Source organism: Telluria sp. AZSoR62, assembly GCF_058111565.1.
Map to the genome: position 1 here is coordinate 737,432 of NZ_JBYTST010000001.1, position 19,536 is coordinate 756,967.

18 protein-coding genes are annotated in these 19,536 nt (G+C 64.4%); 4 read left to right on the forward strand and 14 right to left on the reverse strand.

Translation table 11 applies throughout. The annotated features are described in order from the left end of the window. Positions 1–35: 35 nt before the first annotated feature. From AC3XQU_RS03235 to AC3XQU_RS03245, 3 genes are all read right to left on the reverse strand, one after another. Positions 36–1,484, reverse strand: coding sequence for an aspartate aminotransferase family protein (locus tag AC3XQU_RS03235; RefSeq protein WP_489872680.1), 1,449 nt, complete (start codon positions 1,482–1,484; stop codon positions 36–38). A gap of 28 nt (positions 1,485–1,512) precedes the next feature. Next, positions 1,513–2,883, reverse strand: coding sequence for a glutamine synthetase family protein (locus AC3XQU_RS03240; protein WP_489872681.1), 1,371 nt, complete (start codon positions 2,881–2,883; stop codon positions 1,513–1,515). Between the two features lie 139 nt (positions 2,884–3,022). Then, positions 3,023–3,817 (reverse strand): gamma-glutamyl-gamma-aminobutyrate hydrolase family protein, encoded by a 795-nt coding sequence (locus tag AC3XQU_RS03245; protein ID WP_489872682.1) that lies wholly within the window; start codon positions 3,815–3,817, stop codon positions 3,023–3,025. Between the two features lie 362 nt (positions 3,818–4,179). Here AC3XQU_RS03245 and gabD point away from each other — a divergent pair, with 362 nt between their 5' ends. Further along, a complete protein-coding gene (gene gabD, locus AC3XQU_RS03250) occupies positions 4,180–5,634 on the forward strand; it encodes an NADP-dependent succinate-semialdehyde dehydrogenase (protein ID WP_489872683.1) in 1,455 nt (484 codons plus the stop codon). A gap of 39 nt (positions 5,635–5,673) precedes the next feature. Here the strand turns inward: gabD and AC3XQU_RS03255 are convergent, their stop codons facing one another. From AC3XQU_RS03255 to AC3XQU_RS03300, 10 genes are all read right to left on the reverse strand, one after another. Next, positions 5,674–6,042 (reverse strand): nucleotide pyrophosphohydrolase, encoded by a 369-nt coding sequence (locus tag AC3XQU_RS03255; protein ID WP_489872684.1) that lies wholly within the window; start codon positions 6,040–6,042, stop codon positions 5,674–5,676. Continuing rightward, entirely contained in the window at positions 6,020–6,742 is a 723-nt protein-coding gene (can, locus tag AC3XQU_RS03260) for a carbonate dehydratase (RefSeq protein ID WP_489872685.1), read from the reverse strand. Before can ends, AC3XQU_RS03255 begins: the two co-directional genes overlap by 23 nt. Positions 6,743–6,837: 95 nt before the next feature. Continuing rightward, the gene (dnaJ, locus tag AC3XQU_RS03265; protein WP_489872686.1) at positions 6,838–7,971 is read right to left on the reverse strand and encodes a molecular chaperone DnaJ; all 1,134 of its coding nucleotides are present in this window, start codon (positions 7,969–7,971) and stop codon (positions 6,838–6,840) included. A gap of 134 nt (positions 7,972–8,105) precedes the next feature. Then, on the reverse strand, positions 8,106–10,043 hold the full coding sequence (dnaK, locus tag AC3XQU_RS03270) for a molecular chaperone DnaK (RefSeq protein ID WP_489872687.1): 1,938 nt from the start codon (positions 10,041–10,043) through the stop codon (positions 8,106–8,108). A gap of 217 nt (positions 10,044–10,260) precedes the next feature. Continuing rightward, positions 10,261–10,842: a nucleotide exchange factor GrpE gene (gene grpE / locus AC3XQU_RS03275; RefSeq protein WP_489872688.1), complete on the reverse strand. Its 582-nt coding sequence runs from the start codon at positions 10,840–10,842 to the stop codon at positions 10,261–10,263. 376 nt (positions 10,843–11,218) lie between these two features. After that, positions 11,219–12,337, reverse strand: a complete 1,119-nt coding sequence (hemH, locus tag AC3XQU_RS03280) for a ferrochelatase (RefSeq protein ID WP_489872689.1) — start codon at positions 12,335–12,337, stop codon at positions 11,219–11,221. 80 nt (positions 12,338–12,417) lie between these two features. Continuing rightward, entirely contained in the window at positions 12,418–12,846 is a 429-nt protein-coding gene (locus tag AC3XQU_RS03285; protein WP_489872690.1) for an organic hydroperoxide resistance protein, read from the reverse strand. Positions 12,847–13,037: 191 nt separating this feature from the next. Beyond that, positions 13,038–14,702, reverse strand: coding sequence for a DNA repair protein RecN (gene recN / locus AC3XQU_RS03290; RefSeq protein WP_489872691.1), 1,665 nt, complete (start codon positions 14,700–14,702; stop codon positions 13,038–13,040). Positions 14,703–14,757: 55 nt separating this feature from the next. Continuing rightward, positions 14,758–15,660: an NAD kinase gene (locus AC3XQU_RS03295; protein WP_489872692.1), complete on the reverse strand. Its 903-nt coding sequence runs from the start codon at positions 15,658–15,660 to the stop codon at positions 14,758–14,760. A 158-nt stretch (positions 15,661–15,818) separates the two neighbouring features. Beyond that, complete coding sequence (locus AC3XQU_RS03300) at positions 15,819–16,745, reverse strand: DUF3667 domain-containing protein (RefSeq protein ID WP_489872693.1); 927 nt, start codon at positions 16,743–16,745, stop codon at positions 15,819–15,821. A 123-nt stretch (positions 16,746–16,868) separates the two neighbouring features. On the opposite strand from AC3XQU_RS03300, the gene AC3XQU_RS03305 reads away from it, so the two are divergent. The 3 genes from AC3XQU_RS03305 (at position 16,869) to gloA (ending at position 18,248) form a co-directional block, all read left to right on the forward strand. Beyond that, a complete protein-coding gene (locus tag AC3XQU_RS03305; RefSeq protein ID WP_489872694.1) occupies positions 16,869–17,189 on the forward strand; it encodes a hypothetical protein in 321 nt (106 codons plus the stop codon). Positions 17,190–17,201: 12 nt separating this feature from the next. Then, entirely contained in the window at positions 17,202–17,633 is a 432-nt protein-coding gene (locus tag AC3XQU_RS03310) for an OsmC family protein (RefSeq protein ID WP_489872695.1), read from the forward strand. A 201-nt stretch (positions 17,634–17,834) separates the two neighbouring features. After that, positions 17,835–18,248, forward strand: a complete 414-nt coding sequence (gene gloA / locus AC3XQU_RS03315; RefSeq protein ID WP_489872696.1) for a lactoylglutathione lyase — start codon at positions 17,835–17,837, stop codon at positions 18,246–18,248. Between the two features lie 96 nt (positions 18,249–18,344). On the opposite strand, the gene glf is transcribed toward gloA, so the two are convergent. Next, on the reverse strand, positions 18,345–19,499 hold the full coding sequence (glf, locus tag AC3XQU_RS03320) for a UDP-galactopyranose mutase (RefSeq protein ID WP_489872697.1): 1,155 nt from the start codon (positions 19,497–19,499) through the stop codon (positions 18,345–18,347). Between the last annotated feature and the right edge of the window lie 37 nt (positions 19,500–19,536).

Consider the following 19,536-nt stretch of genomic DNA (forward strand, 5'->3'; position numbering starts at 1 on the left):
TTGCCCACGCGTTCAACCAGAGCGTGCCGGCCCATTCAGCCGATCCAGCCCTTCGCCCTCACCTCATCCAGCGTCAAATCCAGGCACGCCCGAATCCTTCCCACCATCTCGTCGATCTCGGCCACCGTGATCGACAGCGGCGGCGCCACGATCATCCGGTCGCCGACCGCGCGCATGATCACCCCGTTGTCGAACATGTGCTTCCGGCACAGCATCCCCACCGCATGCGTCGAGGCGAACGGCTCGCAATCGTGCACGGTCGCGCCCTTGCTCCGCACCAGGTTCAGGCCGGCGGTGAGGCCGCAGGTCTCCGCATGGCCCACCAGCGGATGCGATACCAGGGCGGCAAAGCAGGCCTTCAGGTGCGGGCCGGTTTCCAGCGCCACGCGCTCGACCAGCCGTTCCGTTTCCAGGATGCGGATATTCTCCAGCGCCGCCGCGCAGGCCACCGGGTGGCCGGAGTAGGTAAAGCCGTGGTTGAAGTCCCCGCCCTTCTCGATCAGCATGTGCGCCACGCGCGCGCCCACCAGCACCCCGCCCAGCGGCACGTAGCCGGACGTCACACCCTTGGCGAACGCGATCAGGTCCGGCTGGAAGCCCATCAGCTCGCAGCCGAACCAGGTGCCCAGGCGCCCGAAGCCGCAGATCACTTCGTCGGAGATCAGCAGGATGTCGTATTTGGTGCAGATGCGCTGGATCTCGGGCCAGTAGGTGGACGGCGGGATGATCACGCCGCCCGCGCCCTGCACCGGCTCGCCGATGAAGGCGGCCACGTTTTCGGGACCGGCTTCGAGGATCTTCGCTTCCAGCCAGCCGGCGGCCTCCAGGCCGAATTCGGCCTCGCTCATGCCGCGGCCGCCTTCCGCATAGCTCGGCTGGCCGATGTGCACGATGCCGGGAATCGGCAGCCCGCCCTGCGCATGCATGCCGGCCATGCCGCCCAGCGAGGCGCCCGCCATGGTAGAGCCATGGTAGCCATTGCGGCGGCCGATGATGACCTGGCGGTCGGGCTGCCCGGCCAGCTGCCAGTAGCGCCGCACCATGCGCACGATGGTGTCGTTCGCCTCGGAGCCGCTGCCGGTGTAGAAGACATGCTGGAACTGGGGTGGCGCCAGCTCGGCCAGCAGCGCCGCCAGTTTCACAGCGGGGACGTTGGTGGTGTTGAAGAAGCTGTTGTAGAAGGGTAGCTGCAGCATCTGGGCGTGCACCGCGTCGGCGATGCTGGCGCGCCCGTAGCCGGCATTCACGCACCACAGGCCCGCCATGCCGTCGATGATCTTGTTGCCGTCCGAATCCCACAGGTAGACGCCGTCGCCGCGGACGATCACGCGGGCGCCGCGTTCGCGCAACGCGGCGTGGTCGGTGAAGGGGTGCAGGTAGTGGGCGCTGTCGAGCTGCTGCAGCGCCCTGGTGTCGAAGCCCCCGCTATCGAAGCCCTCCTGTACTGCAACAGGCACGCAGGCCTGCGGCGGATTGGTCGTCATGATCGCCTCCCATGTGGACTCGCATGGATCAGACGTGCAGCAAGAGGTGTTCGCGTTCCCAAGGACTGATGACGCGCATGAATTCCTGGTGCTCGAGATCCTTTACTGCAGAGTACACGTCGATGAAGCGCTCGCCAAGTACATCGCGCAGGCGGTCTTCGCGCCGGAGTTGCGTAATTGCCTCAGACAGGCCGCCCGGCAGCTCGACCGGCATGTCGTAGGCGCTGCCCTCGACCATCGGGCTCGGGTCGAGCGCCTCGGTCATGCCCAGGTAGCCGCAGGCCAGCGTGACCGCCAGCGCCAGGTAGGGATTGGCGTCGGCGCCGATCACGCGGTTCTCCACGCGGCGGTCCTGCGCGCCCGACACCGGCACGCGGAAGCCCACGGTGCGGTTGTCCATGCCCCACTGCAGGTTGATCGGCGCGGCCGTGTGGCGCACGATACGGCGGTAGGAATTCACGTAGGGCGCGACGATCGCCATCGCCGAGGGCATGTAGCGCTGCAGGCCGCCGATGTAGTGGCGGAAGGCGGCCGAGGCGCTGCCGTCCTTGTTGCTGAAGATGTTCCGGCCGGTCTCGGCATCGACCACGCTCTGGTGCACGTGCATGGCCGATCCCGGCTCGTCGGCCATCGGCTTGGCCATGAAGGTGGCGTACATCTCGTGCTTGAGCGCGGCTTCGCGCAGGGTGCGCTTGAAGTAGAAGACCTTGTCGGCCAGTCCCAGCGGGTCGCCGTGCAGGAAGTTGATTTCCATCTGGCCGGCGCCGATCTCGTGGATCAGGGTGTCGACGTCGAGGTTCATCATCTCGCAGTAGTCGTAGATGTCCTCGAACAGCGGGTCGAATTCGTTGACCGCGTCGATGCTGTAGACCTGGCGGCTGGTCTCGGCACGGCCGCTGCGGCCCACCGGCGGGGCCAGCGGCAGGTTCGGATCGATGTTCTTGGCCGTGAGGTAGAACTCCAGCTCGGGCGCGACCACCGGTTTCCAGCCGCGCTCCGCATACAGCTTGAGCACGCGGCGCAGCACGCTGCGCGGGGCGAAGTCGACCAGGGTGCCGTCGGCGAAATAGCAGTCGTGGATCACCTGCGCGGTGGGGTCGACGGCCCACGGCACCATGGTGATGGTGGTGGGGTCGGCCTTGAGAATCATGTCGCGGTCGGTGACGGCGATGGCGCTGTTGTAGCATTCGTCGCGCTCGGGCGTGTTGCCTGTCACGGTCATGCCCAGCACCACTTCGGGGATGCGCATGCCGCGGTCTTCGGTGAATTTCACGCGCGGGAGAATCTTTCCACGGGCGACACCGGTCAAGTCGGGGACCAGGCATTCGATTTCGGTGACACGCTTGGCGTTGAGCCACTCCTCCATGTCGGTATAAGAAAACTTGTCGCGGATTGCCATGATTGCCTCTCTGTCTGTGATGGGGGGTCGCGCGGCAGGGCGCGCGAAGGCGCCGGCGGGCGCGCTGGGTGCTTCAGGCAGGGAAGCTAGGGGACGGCGCTGCTTGCCCATAGGCGGGCCGCGGCCGGGATGCGCGGGTTCATGACTGGTTCCACTCCTGCGCCTGGCGCTGGGCCAGGGTGCGCGCCATGCGCTGGGCATGGTAGTCGCGGCAGGCCTGCCCGAAAGCGCCGAACATCTTCATCGAGTACGGGTTGTGCTGGATGCGCCATTCGGGATGCCACTGCAGCGCCAGCGTGAAACCATGCGCGGTCGCGACCGAAAAGGCTTCGACCAGGCCGTCTTCGGCCACGGCTTCGATGCGCAGGCCCGGCCCGAGTTCATTGACGCCCTGGCCATGCAGCGAATTGACCGGGATCTCGGGCACGCCCAGCATCTTCTCGAGGCAGCCGCCGGGGACGATGGTGACGTTGTGGGCGTCGCCATACTGCTCGTCCATGCCCAGTTCGGGATTTTCACGGTGGTCGAACTTGCCGCTGACGCTTTGCACCGCCTGGTGCAGGCTGCCGCCCAGGGCCACGTTCATCTCCTGGAAGCCGCGGCAGATCGCGATGATCGGGATGCCGCGCCGCACCGCCTCGCGGATCAGCGGCAGCGTGGTCTGGTCGCGCGCCGGATCCTGCGGCAGCGAGGGGTCGAGCACTTCTTCGGAATAGTAGCTGGGGTGGACGTTCGAGGCCGAGCCGGTGAGCATGATGCCGTCGCACAGGTCGAGCACCGTCTCCAGGTCGAGTGCTTCGCCGAGCGAAGGCAGGATCATGGGCGCGCAGTCGGCGCCGAGGACGACGGCATCGACATACTTGTACTGGGCGGCGTGATACGGATGTTCGCCGAAATCACGCGTGCATGCGGGGACGATCACGATGGGGCGCATGGGCTCTACCTTGTGTGAAGCGCACGAAACCATGATACGAGCATTCCGGTCCGGGCGCGAGTGGGCTATTAATCCAGATCAAGGCTAGTCGCGAAAGGCCGCACCGGCTTCCTGCTGATCTGCCGCGGAACAAGCGTTCCATAACAAAATCTTAACGGTTTCCCGAAAACCATGCCAACACGGTAAGCCGATGCTCAGGGACTGATGAAATTTCCTTTCACGTCAAGCTCGCCCGTGAAATATTCTTTCACCATACGCTGCCCCGGCCTGGCCAGTCGACGGACCTCATGGCCTTCCAGACAGTGTTGCCAAAAACGTCTACTATGTCGCATCGCAAATCGCAGCCCATGCAAAGGACTACCATGCCGAACCTCAAAGACCCTTCCCTGCTGCGCCAGCACGCCTACATCGACGGCGAATGGTGCGCGGCCGATGACGGCGCGACCGTCGACGTCACCAACCCCGCCACCGGCGAGACCCTGGGCGCCGTGCCGCACATGGGGGCAAACGAGACCCGCCGCGCGATCGAGGCGGCGAACGCCGCCTGGCCGGCCTGGCGCAAGAAGAGCGCCAAGGAACGCGCCGCCATCCTGCGCAAATGGAATGACCTGATGCTGGAGAACGCCGACGACCTGGCGCTGCTGATGACGCTCGAGCAGGGCAAACCCTTGGCCGAATCGAAAGGCGAAGTCGCCTACGCCGCCTCGTTCTTCGAATGGTTCGGCGAGGAAGCCAAGCGCATCGCCGGCGAAACCCTCAGCTCGCCCTGGGGCGACCGCCGCCTCGTCGTCACCAAGGAGCCGATCGGCGTATGCGCCGCGATCACGCCTTGGAACTTCCCGTCCGCGATGATCACCCGCAAGGTCGCCCCGGCCCTGGCCGCCGGCTGCCCGATCGTGCTGAAACCCTCGGAGCTGACGCCCTTCTCGGCCCTGGCCCTGGCCGTGCTGGCCGAGCGCGCCGGCGTGCCCAAGGGCGTGTTCAGCGTGGTGCCGGGCGACGCCAAGGCGATCGGCGGCGAGATGACCGGCAACCCCATCGTGCGCAAACTCAGCTTCACCGGTTCCACCGCGGTGGGCCGCCTCTTGATGGAGCAGTGCGCGCCGACGATCAAGAAAGTCTCGCTCGAGCTGGGCGGCAATGCGCCCTTCATCGTGTTCGACGATGCCGACATCGATGCGGCGGTGGAAGGCGCGATCGCGTCGAAATACCGCAACGCCGGCCAGACCTGCGTGTGCGCCAACCGCATCTATGTGCAGGACGGCGTCTACGACGAATTCGCGCGCAAGCTGGTGGCGGCGGTGGGCAAGCTCAAGGTCGGCAATGGCGCCGAGGATGGCGTCAACCAGGGCCCGCTGATCGAGGAAAAAGCCGTGCGCAAGGTCGAGCAGCACATCGAGGACGCGGTCGGGAAAGGCGCCAAGCTGATGGCCGGCGGCAAGCGCCACGCACTGGGACACAGCTTCTTCCAGCCGACCGTGCTGACCGAAGTCACCTCGAACATGCTGGTGGCGAGCGAAGAGACCTTCGGGCCGCTGGCGCCGCTGTTCCGCTTCAAGACCGAAGAAGAAGTGATCGCGCTGGCCAATGCCACCGAGTTCGGCCTGGCGTCGTATTTCTACGCGCGCGACATCGGTCGGGTGTGGCGCGTGGCCGAGGCCATCGAAACCGGCATGGTGGGCGTGAACACCGGCCTGATCTCGACCGAGGTGGCGCCCTTCGGCGGGGTAAAACAGTCCGGCCTGGGCCGCGAAGGTTCCACTTACGGCATGGACGACTACCTGGTGGTGAAGTACATCTGCATGGGTGGGATCTGAAGCCGCGCGGGCCGCACGGCAGGTGCGCGGCCCGCGCCCCTACTTCTTGTACTCGTAGTACTTGCGCGCATCGCCGCGCACCAGCTCGGCCGGGTATTTCTCGCGGTTGAGCACCATCTTTTCCTGCACCGCGGCGAACAGGTCGACGTCCAGCTTGTCGGCCAGGCGCACCAGGTAGACCAGCACGTCGGCCATCTCGTGCCGCACGTCCGCCAGCTGGGCGTCGCCCAGTTCCTCCGGGCGGCCATGCTGCAGCCACTGGAAATGCTCCAGCAGCTCGGCCGCTTCCACCGTCAAGGCCGAGGCCAGGTTCTTCGGCGTATGGAACTGGTCCCAGTCGCGCTCGTCGACAAAGCTGCGCACGATCGCGCGCAGCCGGCCCAGGTCACTGTCCGCGCCGTTCGTCACGGACCTTGTCCCCGTCCAGGTAGCCGTTAAGCACGCGCTCGAGCTTGGGCGCGATCTCGTCCTGGCTGCCGATGGTGATGCCGAGGTCGCGCAGCAGGCCATCGTGCACGCCGTAGACCCAGCTGTGGATGGTCAGCGGCTGGCCGCGTTCCCAGGCGTCGCGCACCACGGTCGTCTGCGCCACGTTGATCACCTGCTCGGCCACGTTCAGCTCCACCAGGCGGTTGGTGGCAGCGCGGCCGACCACGCTGCCGAGGTATTTGCCGTGCTTCTCGCGCACGTCGCGCACGTGCCCCAGCCAGTTGTCGGCCAGGCCGACGCGCTGGCCGGTCAGGGCTGCATGCACGCCGGAGCAGCCGTAGTGGCCGCAGATGATCACGTGTTTCACTTTCAGCACATCGATCGCGAACTGCAGCACCGACAGGCAGTTCAGGTCGGAGTGCACGACCACGTTGGCGATGTTCCGGTGCACGAACAGTTCGCCCGGCGCCATGCCCAGCAGCTCGTTGGCCGGCACGCGGCTGTCGGAGCAGCCGATCCACAGGTATTCCGGCGCCTGCTGTTCCGACAGCGCCTTGAAGAAGTTCGGGTCTTCGGCCACCATCGAGGCGGCCCATGTGCGGTTGCGTGCGAAGAGGTCCTGCGCAGTCACCCCTGTCTTGTTTTCCAAGTTAATCTCCCTGTTCCGGTGCGCCCGCATGGGCGCGGTCGCAGTATACCAGCCGCATCCCGTGCGGCCGGACGAAAAAAAACCGCCGAGGGCCGGGGGGCCGTCAGCGGTCGGGGGTCGAAGCCTTACTCGAAGAAGTCCTTGACCTTGTCCATCCAGCCCTTGCTCTGCGGGCTGTGCTTGGCGCCGCCCTCGTTGGTCGAGCGCTCGAACTCGCGCAGCAGGTCTTTCTGCTTGTCGGTCAGCTTGACCGGGGTCTCGACCACCACGTGGCAGAACAAATCGCCCACGTAGCCGGAACGCACGCCCTTGATGCCCTTACCCTTGAGGCGGAAGGTCTTGCCGGTCTGGGTGCCTTCGGGCACCGTGAACGACACCTTGCCGGTCAGCGTAGGCACTTCGATCTCGCCGCCGATGGCCGCTTTGCTGAACGAGATCGGCATCTCGCAATGCAGGTCGTCGCCTTCGCGCTGGAACACGGCGTGCGGCTTGATGTGGATCTCGACATACAGGTCGCCCGACGGTCCGCCATTCGTGCCCGGCTCGCCGTTGCCGGTCGAGCGGATGCGCATGCCGTTGTCGATGCCGGCCGGGATCTTCACTTCCAGCGTCTTGTTGCGCTTGATGCGTCCGGCGCCGCCGCAGGCCGCGCACGGATCCGGGATGATCTTGCCGTTGCCGTGGCATTTCGGGCAGGTCTGCTGGATGCTGAAGAAGCCCTGCTGCATGCGTACCTGGCCGTGGCCGGCGCAGGTGGTGCAGGTGACCGGCTGGGTGCCCGGCTTGGCGCCGCTGCCGTGGCAGGTGTCGCACTTGTCCCAGCTCGGCACGCGGATCGTGGTCTCGTAGCCGTGGGCCGCCTGCTCCAGCGTGATCTCGAGGTTGTAGCGCAGGTCGGCGCCGCGGTAGACCTGGGGTCCGCCGCCGCCGCCGCCGCGGCCACGTCCGCCGCCGAAGATGTCGCCAAAGATGTCGCCCAGGTCGCCGAAGCCGCCGGCCCCGAAGCCGCCGCCTCCGCCGCCGCCCATGTTCGGATCGACGCCGGCGTGACCATAGCGGTCATACGCCTCGCGCTTTTCCGGATTGGTCAGCATCTCGTAGGCTTCCTTGACCTCCTTGAACTTCTCTTCCGCTTCCTTGTTGTCGGGATTGCGGTCGGGGTGGTACTTCATCGCGAGCTTGCGATACGACTTCTTGATGTCGTCTTCCGACGCATTCTTCGCGACCCCGAGGATCTCGTAAAAATCACGCTTTGCCATAGGCGGCACCTTGCTTTGTTATGTACTGATAGAACGGTGTATATGCAAAAAAACCGAGCCGGGGAACCAATCGGTCGCAGCGGCTCGGCGGTTCCCTCGGAACGGGGCAAGTCGGCGACTCGCCCCGGCCGGGATTACTTCGCGTCTTTCACTTCCTTGAAGTCGGCGTCGACCACGTCGTCCTGCTGCGGCTGCTGCTGCTCGCCGCCCGGCTGGCCACCCGCGCCGGCAGCGCCTGCCTGCTGGGCCTGCATGTCGGCATACATCTTCTCGCCCAGCTTCTGCGAGGCGGTCGACAGCGCCGCGGTCTTGGCATCGATGTCCGACTTGTCGCCGCTCTTGATCGCGCCTTCCAGGTCGGTGATCGCCGCTTCGATCGCTTCCTTCTCGCCGGCGTCGAGCTTGTCGCCGTATTCGGTGAGGGACTTGCGGGTCGAGTGCACCAGTGCGTCGCCCTGGTTGCGGGCTTCGGCCAGTTCCTTGATCTTCTTGTCTTCTTCCGCGTTCAGCTCGGCGTCCTTCACCATCTTCTGGATCTCGTCCTCGGTCAGGCCCGAGTTCGCCTTGATGGTGATCTTGTTTTCCTTGCCGGTGGCCTTGTCCTTCGCGCCGACGTGCAGGATGCCGTTGGCGTCGATGTCGAAGGTCACTTCGACCTGCGGGGTGCCGCGTGGCGCCGGCGGGATGCCCTCGAGGTTGAATTCGCCCAGGCTCTTGTTGCCCGATGCGATTTCACGCTCGCCCTGGTAGACCTTGATGGTCACGGCCGGCTGGTTGTCGTCGGCGGTCGAGAACACCTGCGAGAACTTGGTCGGGATCGTGGTGTTCTTGTGGATCATCTTGGTCATCACGCCGCCCAGGGTTTCGATACCCAGCGACAGAGGGGTGACGTCCAGCAGCAGCAGGTCCTTGCGCTCGCCCGACAGGACCGAGCCCTGGATCGCGGCGCCGACGGCAACGGCTTCGTCCGGGTTCACGTCCTTGCGTGGATCCTTGCCGAAGAACTCCTTCACCTTTTCCTGCACCTTCGGCATGCGGGTCATGCCGCCGACCAGGATGATGTCGTCGATGTCGCTGACCTTGACGCCCGCATCCTTGATCGCCATGCGGCAAGGCTCGATCGTCTTGGCGATCAGTTCCTCGACCAGCGATTCCAGCTTGGCGCGGGTCATCTTCAGGTTCAGGTGGACCGGCGCGCCGTTCGCCATGGCGATGTACGGCTCGTTGATCTCGGTCTGCTGCGACGACGACAGTTCGATCTTGGCGCGCTCGGCCGAAGCCTTGATGCGCTGCAGGGCGATGGCGTCCTTCGACAGGTCCAGGCCGTTGATCTTCTTGAACTCGTCGATGATGTAGTCGATGATGCGCTGGTCGAAGTCTTCGCCGCCCAGGAAGGTGTCGCCGTTGGTCGACAGCACTTCGAACTGCTTCTCGCCGTCCACGTCCGCGATCTCGATGATCGAGACGTCGAAGGTGCCGCCGCCGAGGTCATACACGGCGATCTTGCGGTCGCCCTTTTCGGTCTTGTCCAGGCCGAAGGCCAGCGCGGCCGCGGTCGGCTCGTTGATGATGCGCTTGACGTCCAGGCCCGCGATACGGCCGGCATCCTTGGTTGCCTGGCGCTGCGAGTCGTTGAAGTAGGCCGGCACGGTGATGACCGCTTCGGTGACTTCTTCGCCGAGGTAGTCTTCGGCGGTCTTCTTCATCTTGCGCAGGGTCTCGGCCGACACCTGCTGCGGCGCCAGCTTCTTGTCGCGCACGCCGATCCAGGCGTCGCCGTTGTCGGCCTTGACGATCGCGTAAGGCATCAGCGAAATGTCTTTCTGGACTTCTTTTTCGTCGTACTTGCGGCCGATCAGGCGCTTCACCGCGAACAGGGTATTTTTTGGATTGGTCACGGCCTGGCGTTTCGCCGGTGCACCGACGAGGATCTCGCCGTCTTCCTGGTAAGCGATGATCGACGGGGTCGTGCGCGCGCCTTCGGCGTTCTCGATGACCTTCGGCTGGCCGTTTTCCATGATCGCGACGCAGGAGTTGGTGGTGCCCAGGTCAATACCGATAATTCTGCCCATGATGTGTTCCTTTTATATAAAACGCTTAGTTTCGGATGGATTCAATATTGGGAAAAACTGCGTGCTTTCAAGGGCGCATCGAACAACCTACTGCGCGTTGCACTGGCGGTCTGCGATGCTCGCTGTACTCAAATACAGCTGCGCTTCTCGACCACCATTGCCGCCGCTCGCGACGGTTCTTCGAAGCGCCCTAATGAGGGCGCAGCGTCACTTCCACTTACTTCGGCGCGGCGGCCGTCACGATCGCCGGACGCAGCAGGCGGTCGGCAATCATGTATCCCTTTTGCAGCACGGTGACCACGGTATTGGCCTCCTGCTCGGATGGCACCACGGCCACGGCCTGGTGCTTGTTAGGATCGAGCTTTTCGCCCGCTTGCGGCATGACTTCGAGCACACGGTTCTTCTCGAACGCGGCGCTGAGCTGCTTGAGGGTCATTTCGACACCCTCGCGGATGGCCTCGACGGTTTGCGTTTCGACCTTCAGCGCCATTTCCAGGCTGTCGCGCACCGGCACCATGGCCTCGGCAAAGCTTTCGATCGCGAATTTATGGGCCTTGGTGACGTCTTCCTGGGCACGGCGGCGGATGTTCTCCGCATCGGCCTTGGCGCGCATGAAGGCGTCGTGCATCTCGGCCAGCTTGGCCTCGGTGGCGCTCAACTGGGCTTCCAGGTCGGACTCCGGGGCTGGCGGGACGCCTGCCTGACCGGCGCTGGCCTGCGCGGCCTCGGCGGCTGCGTCAGCAGTGGCGGCATCGAGCGGCGACTGCTGGGACAACTCTTGGTTTTCTTGGTCTTGCATCGAAAAAACTCCTAGAATCAAGGACTTGGCTTAATTGGTAACGTATCCTGCCTGACACACAGGCCCGCAGATGGGGTGATCTCCTACATTTTCAAGGGGATTGCAGAGATCCCATGATGAAAATCTAGAAATTATTTGTTACAAGATTTACGGTTTCCCTGAATCATTTCCCAATGAAAAGTTTTACGCTTCCAGTCAAGGGTGCGGCATGGGGGCCGCGAGACCTGGGAGCAGACTTCATGAGATTACAACTGATCAGCGGCGCAGTAGTCCTGTACACCCTCGCGGTGCTGGCCTGGCTATGCTACGTGGGTATCGGCGCGACGCCCTGACAACCGTTTATTTTAACAGGTTGGCAAGGCGCCGGAAAAGATAGTTACTTAATTGCAACTTCGGCGCCAAGCTGGGCCGCATGCTGGGCGCCGACCTGGACGTCGCGCTTCTGGGCCGCGCGCTGGGCTGGAGTGAGGATGGTCGGCCAGCCGATCAGGTGCTGTTCGGCGATCTCGGCCAGCCCGGTGATCCAGGCCGGCGAATCGTTCAGGCAGGGAATGTAGTGGAATTCCTTGCCGCCGGCGGCTTCGAAGTCGTGCCGCACTTCCATGTTGATCTCTTCCAGGGTTTCCAGGCAGTCGTTGGTGAAGCCCGGGCAGATCACATCGATGCGTTCGACCCCTTCGCGCGCCAGCTGCTGCACGGTCGGGGCCGTGTAGGGCTGCAGCCATTCGGCCCTGCCGAAACGCGACTGGAAGGTCACGATGTATTCGTCCGCGCCCATGCCCAGGGCGACAGCCAGCAGGCGTGCGGTCTTCTGGCATTCGCAGAAGTACGGGTCGCCCATCATGAGGGTGCGCTTGGGGATGCCGTGGAAACTCATCACCAGCTTCTGGCCGCGGCCATGGGTTTCCCAATAGGCCTCGACGCTGGCGCGCAGCGCGTCGATATAGCCTTCGTGGTCATGGTAGTGCTTGACCAGGCGCAGCTCGGGAATGTTGCGGATCTTGCCGAAATAGGCGTACACGGCATCCCAGACCGAGGCCGTCGTGGTGCCGGAATACTGCGGATAGGCGGGCAGCACGACGATGCGTTCGCAGTGCTCCGCCTTCAGGCCATCGAGTACCTCGGGCAGCGAGGGCGAGCCGTAGCGCATCGCCATCACCACCTTCACGGCTTCATGGCCGCGCTCGTGCAGCATCTTGTCGAGCAGGACCGCCTGCCTGGCGGTATGCACTTTCAGGGGCGAGCCTTCGCGGGTCCAGATGGTGCGGTATTTGGCGGCCGACTTGCCCGAGCGGAAAGGCAGGATGAACAGGTGCAGGATGAACCACCAGACCTTGGCCGGGATCTCCACCACGCGCCCATCGGACAGGAATTCCTTCAGGTAGCGGCGCACCGCCTTGCGGGTCGGTTCGTCCGGCGTGCCGAGGTTGACCAGCACGATGGCGTTCGCGGACGCAGTGCCGTGGGCAAAGGGTGGTTCTTTTCGGAATGACATGAGGGGAGAAAGGTCAGGGGACGCCGCTATTATAAAGTGGCGTCCCTCCGCCGAACATGTGTACGGCGGACAACACCGGGTCAGGTCGTCGTGTGCAGGCGCACGTCGATGTTGTTACGCGTGGCGTTCGAATACGGGCAGACGATGTGGGCCTTGTCGACCAGGTCCTTGAGCTGGGCCGGATCCATGCCGGGGCCATGGATGGTCAGGTCGACTTCGATGCCGAAACCGGTCGGGATCTGGCCGATGCCGACGTCGCCCTTGATGGTCAGGTCTTGCGGCAGGCTCACCTTCTGCTGGCCGGCGACGTACTTCAGCGCGCCGAGGAAGCAGGCCGAATAGCCGGCCGCGAACAGCTGCTCCGGATTGGTGCCCGGGCCGCCGCCGCCGCCGAGTTCCTTCGGGGTGCTCAGTTTCAGGTCCAGTACGCCGTCGGCGCTCTTCGAGGTCCCTTCGCGGCCGCCCTGCGACGTCGCCTGGGCGCGGTACAGCACTTTATCGATGCTCATTCGAACTCCCTTCTGTGGTGTGGTGGACAAGCCTAGACTTTGCCACAGAATGAGAATTCGAGTTGACTCGTAGGGTGGGCAGATTCTGCCCACGCGTTCACATGACGCTTGTATTGCGGCGACGCGATTATTCATGCACTGGTTAAACGCGTGGGCAAGAAACTTGCCCACCCTACGATGCGCGGCAGATCTTACGACGCCAGCAGCTCCCTGGCGTGCTTGCGCGTGGTCTCGGTAATCTCGATCCCGCCCAGCATGCGCGCCACCTCCTCCACGCGCGAGCGGTTGTCCAGCACGTCGATGCGCGAGACGGTGCGCCCCTCGCCGGTCGTGCCCTTGGCCACCTGGAAGTGCTGGTTGGCCTGGCTGGCCACCTGCGGCAGGTGGGTCACGCACAGCACCTGGCGCTGCTGGCCCAGGCGTTTCAGGAGCCGCCCCACCACTTCGGCCACGCCGCCGCCGATGCCGGTATCGACCTCGTCGAAGATCAGGGTCGGCGTGGTCGTGGCATGCGCCGTGATCACCGCAATGGCCAGCGAGATGCGCGCCAGTTCGCCGCCCGAGGCGACCTTGGCCAGCGGCCGCGGCGCCACGCCTGCATGGCCGGCGACCAGGAATTCGACCTGTTCGACCCCGTGCAGGCCCGGCTCGCCGGCATTCAGGGCCACGGCGAAGCTGCCGCCGGTCATGCTCAGTTCCTGCATGGCGGCGGTGACGCCCTTGCCCAGCTCGACGGCCGCCTGCGCGCGGCGCTTGGACAGGCGCGCGGCCGCCGTCATGTAGGCCGCCTTGGCCTTTTCTTCCTGCTTGCGCAAACCATCCATGTCGCTGGCGTCGGCCAGCTGGCGCAGGCGCGCGGCGAGCGTGGCGTGTTCTTCGTGCAGCTCCTCGGGCGTGACGTGGTAGCGGCGCGCGGCGCCGTGCAGGGCTTCCATGCGGGCGTCGACCTGGCGCAGGCGGTCCGGGTCGAGCTCGACCTTGTCGATGTAGTTGTTCAGCGCGTACACGGCCTCCTGCAGCTGGATGCGGGCCGGCTCCATGCAGTCGAGCACGGCCTGCAGCCCGGTGTCGACATCGACCAGCTTGCCCAGCTTGGCGTTGAGCGATGACAGCTGCGACAGGATCGGCTGGTCGCTTTCCGAAATGGCGAGCAAGGCTTCCTGCGCGCCTTCGAGCAGGCTGGCCGCATGCGACAGGCGGCTGTGCTCGTTGCTGATCTCGGTCCACTCGCCGGCTTTCGGCGCGAGCTTGTCGAGCTCGCTCACCTGCCATTCCAGGCGCTCGCGCTCGAGCAGCACGTTGCGCGCATCGTTCTCGAATTCCTCGCGCTGGCGCACCAGGGCGCGCCAGGTCTTGTAGCTGGCGGCCACGGCCTGGATGTCGTCGAGCGCGGCCGGGTCGCGCACCGCGATCTGGTTGTCGAGCAGGGCGCGCTGGGACTCAAGCTTGAGCAGCGACTGGTGCGCATGCTGGCCATGGATGTCGACCAGCATGTCGCCCAGCTCGCGCAATTGCGCCGCGGTGGCGCTGATGCCGTTGATATAGGCTTTGGAGCGGCCGGCGTTGTCGATCACGCGGCGCAGCAGGGCCCCGCCCTCCTCGATGCTGAACTCATGCTGTTCGAGCCATTCGGTCGCGGCAAGCGTAAGCGCAAATTCGGCGGTGATGTCGGCCTTGGCCGCGCCTTCGCGCACCATGCTGGCGTCGCCGCGCCCGCCCAGCGCCAGTTGCAGCGCGTCGATCAGGATCGACTTGCCGGCGCCGGTCTCGCCGGTGAACACGGAAAAACCGTTCGCGAATTCGAGCTCGATGGCGTCGACAATGACGAAGTCACGGATGGTAAGTGTGCGCAGCATGAAAAATCGGGTCTCCTGTCGTGGCGTGTTCGATGCTTGACGTGGCCAAGTGGCCTTACGTGAGCTTGCCTTCGTTGGTCGGGTATTCGTTCCAGTGCAGCTTTTCACGCAGCGTATGGTAATAGCTCCAGTCGCGCGGGTGCAGGAAGGTGATCGTGTGCGGCGAGCGCGAGATGACGATGTGGTCGCCCAGCTGCGCGCTGGTAAAGGTCTGCATGTCGAAGTTCACGCTGATGTCGCGCCCGGCCACCAGCTCGACCACGATCTCGCTCGCTTCGGGCACGACGATGGGCCGGTTCGACAGCGCATGCGGCGCGATCGGCACCAGCACGATGCCCTGCACACGCGGATGCAGCAAGGGGCCGCCGGCCGACAGCGCATAGGCGGTCGAGCCGGTGGGCGTGGAGACGATCAGGCCGTCCGCGCGCTGGTTGTACATGAATTCGCCATCCACGGTGAGCTTGAGCTCGACCATGCCGGCGCCGGCGCCGCGCGCCACCACGACGTCGTTGAAGGCCACCGCGCAGAAGATCTGCTGGCCGTCGCGCACCACGCGCGCCTCGAGCAGCGTGCGCTCCTCGGTCTTGGCCTGGCCCTGCAAAATTTCGCCCAGGGCCGGGACCATGCGGTCGATCGGGATGTCGGTGATGAAGCCCAGGCGGCCCGAGTTGATGCCGATGAGCGGAATGTCGTATTTGGCGAGCTGGCGCGCGATGCCGAGCATGGTGCCGTCGCCGCCCATGACCACCGCGTAGCTGGCCTGCTCGCCGATCTCGGCCACGCTCATGGCCTCGATACCGTCCGTTCCCAGGTGCGCCGCGGTGTCGGTTTCATACACGACCCGGTAGCCGGAGGCGGCCAAAAATTCGGTCAGGCGCCGCACCGGCTCTTCGATGCCGGGGGTGTTTTGCCGCACCACGAGCGCGATGATTTGTTGCGGTTGGGACGTCACGGGCATGGGTCTGGGGCGGTTGGGTCAGGAGGATGGAGATTAACCGATTATCCTGGCGACTGCTATAAATGGCCCGGCTACGCGCGCCCGGAATGACTGTACAAATAAACAGTATAACGGGGACGGCGCGCAACCGGCAAGTCGGCAGCAAGGAGGCGCTGCAATTAGTTGATCAGGACCAGGCCGACGGCCAGCGCTACCGCTGCGGCCAGGCTCAGCAGGTGCAGGGCCGTCAGGGCAATCCAGCGCAGTGCCGTGGCGAACCGCCCGCCCCCATAGACCCGGCGCATTGCCGTGGGCAGGTAGGCCACCAGCCAGGCCAGCAGCAGGAAGCGTATGAAATCCCAGCCGTCCGCCACCACGAACAGGCTGAGCATGAAAAAGGCGAAGGCATTGCTGTGCAGGGCGAACAGGAAGTGTTCGCCGTAGCGCCGTCCCGAGCCGAGATAGAGCAGTTTCAGGTAGAGCGCAAATACCGGCATCAAGAGGAAGATCGCGTACGGCGCATAGCTGAAGAAGGCGCGCTGGGCAGCTGCGCCTTTCTGGTCGCCCGGCAGCATGAGGAATTTCTCGGTGCCCTTGCCCAGCCGCGGGCTGACGGCGCCGAACTCGCGCACCATGTCGCGCTCGAACTCGGTGAACTCCTGGCTGGTCCTGGCCCGGTCCCTGCCCGCCATCACGGCTGCCGGCGCGCTCGCTGCCGGTTGCGCGGCAGGCGCGGCGCTGGTCTCGAGCTCCATGATGCGCACGCCGCTGAGCTTGATCAGGAAAAAGAAGATGATCGAAAAACTCAGGTACAGGCGCAGCGGCTCGACATACCTGACGCGCCGGCCTTCGATGTATTCGCGGGTGAGGAAGCCCGGCTTGAACAGCAGCAGCTTCAGGGAACGCCACAGTTTGCCCTCCACGGCCACGTAATGCGACAGGAATTCATGCAGGAATTCGCGCGCGCTCGGTACGTGCAGGTGGGTGGCCTGGCCGCATTCGTGGCAGAACTTTCCAGTGGTGGCAGCGCCGCAGTTCTTGCAGGTGCTGGCGTGCTGGTGGAGCGCGAGTGTGTCGGTGGTCACGGTGTCATTCCGGCTGTTCATCCCAGCTGCAATGGTAGCGGTTCAATTGCAAAAAAGCATCACGCATTTACACAGCGCCAATTGCGCGACTGCTTGACCGATGCGGGGTTAGGATTCATGCAACTGAAATAGAAGGAGATCACCATGGTTACCGAAACCAAAGACCGCTTCGTCAACACAAAGGCACCGATGGAAAACGACGGCGTCAAGCGCCAGCCGCACGAGCGCGACGAGACCCCGGACGCGCAGGACCAGGCGCCGCGCGGCGTCATGAAGCAGGCCGCCGAAGACCTGGCCCAGGGCCTGCAGAACACCGACTGCTACGGCACCAACGGCCAGGGCCTGGACCAGGCCGTCGACCCGAAGGCAGGCGCCACCGGCGAAGCCAAGCCCCTGCCCGACCGCAACGAATCGATGCGCAGGCACGATACGGCCAACGATCAATCCGACAAGAACAACCTGTAAGAGGAAACGACTATGACCATCAAGCGTAACGGCAGCGCCGTCTGGAGCGGCGGCCTGAAGGACGGCAAGGGCGCGGTCTCGACCGGCAGCGGCGTGCTCAAGGATTCGCAATACGGCTTCAACACCCGCTTCGAAGACGGCCCCGGCACCAACCCAGAAGAACTGATCGGCGCGGCGCACGCGGGCTGCTTCACGATGGCGCTGTCGGGCCAGCTGGGCCAGGCCGGCATGACGGCCGAGGAACTGCGCACCACGGCCACCGTGTCGATGGAAAAAGTCGAAGGCGGCTTCTCGATCACCGCCGTGCACCTCGACCTGGTCGCGAAGATCCCGGGCGCCAGCCAGGAAGCGTTCGACAAGGCCGCGACCACCGCCAAGGAAAACTGCCCGGTGTCGAAGCTGCTGAACGCGAAGATCACGCTGAGCTCCAAGCTGGAAAACTAAGCCGCTCCATTTGAACTGACGCCGGCCCCTGGCATGAAAAACCGACTTCGTGCCACGACACCAAGAGCCGACATTGAACCGTAGGGTGGGCAGATTCTGCCCACGCGTTCAACTGGCCGATGCGCAGTCACGCAAGCCCTGCAAGATCAGCCGCCACCGCATAAAATGGCTGCTTTTCCGCATTCCCCAGAAAGACACCCCATGCGCATCCTGCACACCATGCTCCGCGTCGGCGACCTGCAGCGCTCGATCGACTTCTACACCACCGTGCTCGGCATGACACTGCTGCGCACCAGCGACAACCCCGAATACAAGTACACCCTGGCCTTCCTTGGCTACGGCAGCAACCCCGACCACGCCGAACTCGAACTGACCTATAACTACGGCGTCGACAGCTACGACATGGGCTCGGCCTATGGCCACATCGCCATCTCGGCCGACGACATCTACGCCACCTGCGACCAGGTGCGCGCCAACGGCGGCAACATCACCCGCGAGCCGGGCCCGGTCAAGGGCGGCTCCACCGTGATCGCCTTCATCACCGATCCGGATGGCTACAAGGTCGAGCTGATCGAACGCAAGGACCGTGCGGCCGGTGGCGGCTTGAGCAGCTAAGCACACGCCACACAGGCAAAACGGGCGGCATGGCTCTCCAGCCCTGCCGCCCGTTTTTCATCGAAGGTGGGGCGTTGCCGCCCCACCCCGCGAACATCACGCCAACGGATCGATCACGAATGCCGGCATCCGCTCATTGCCCTTGGCGCAGGCCAGGAACTTGTCGGCCGTGGCCAGCGCTTCGTTGATGGTCACGTCCATGTCCAGGTAACGGTAGGTACCCAGGCGGCCCACGAAGGTCACGTTCGGTTCCTCGTTGGCCACCTTCACGTAGCGCTCGAGCTGCTCCTTGTCGCGCGCCTGGCGGATCGGGTAGTAAGGGATGTCCTTTTCTTCGCACTGGCGGCTGTACTCCTTGTACAGCAGCGTCTTCTCGTGCTGTTCCCATGGCGAGAAGTGCTTGTGCTCGGTGATGCGGGTGTAGGGCTGCGCATTGTCGCAGTAGTTGATCACCGCATTGCCCTGGTAGTCGCCGGTATCGCGGAAGACTTCGAAATCGAGCGTACGGTAAGGCAGGCGGCCTTCGGCGTGGTTGAACCAGGCGTCGATCGGGCCGCTGTAGAACACGTGGGCGTAGTCGGCCTTCTGGGCCGGGTCGAAGCGGGTGTTCAGGTGCACGGTCACGCCCGGCACGTCGAGGATCTTCTCGACCAGCGAGGTGTAGCCGTCTTCCGGCATGCCCTGGTATTTGTGGTTGAAGTAGTTGTCGTCGTAGTTGAAGCGCACCGGCAGGCGCTTCAGGATGCTGGCCGGCAGCTCGGTCGGCTGCATGCCCCACTGTTTGACGGTATAGGTCTTGAAGAAGGCTTCGTACAGTTCGCGGCCGACGAAACGCAGGGCCTGGTCTTCGAAAGTCACCGGGTTCTCGATCGTCTTGTCGCCGAGCGAGGCCAGGAATGCCTGGGCTTCGGCCGGCCGGAAGGTCTTGTTGAAGAACTGGTTGATCGTGAGCAGGTTGATCGGCAGCGTATAGACGCTGTTGTTGGTGATCGCCTTGACCCGGTTCACGTAGGGCATGAAGCGGCTGTAGCGGTTCACGTATTCCCAGACGCGCTCGATGTCGGTGTGGAAGATGTGCGGGCCGTAGATGTGGACCATGACGCCGGTTTCGGCGTCGCGTTCGGAGTGGCAGTTACCGGCAATGTGCGGGCGCGACTCGAAAATCTCGACCTTGTGGCCGGCCTGCGCCAACTCGCGGGCAATCACAGCCCCGGAAAAACCGGCGCCGACAATCGCGATATTCTTTTGCATGTGTTTTCCTTAGGAAGTGAATTCTTGACTCCGCGCT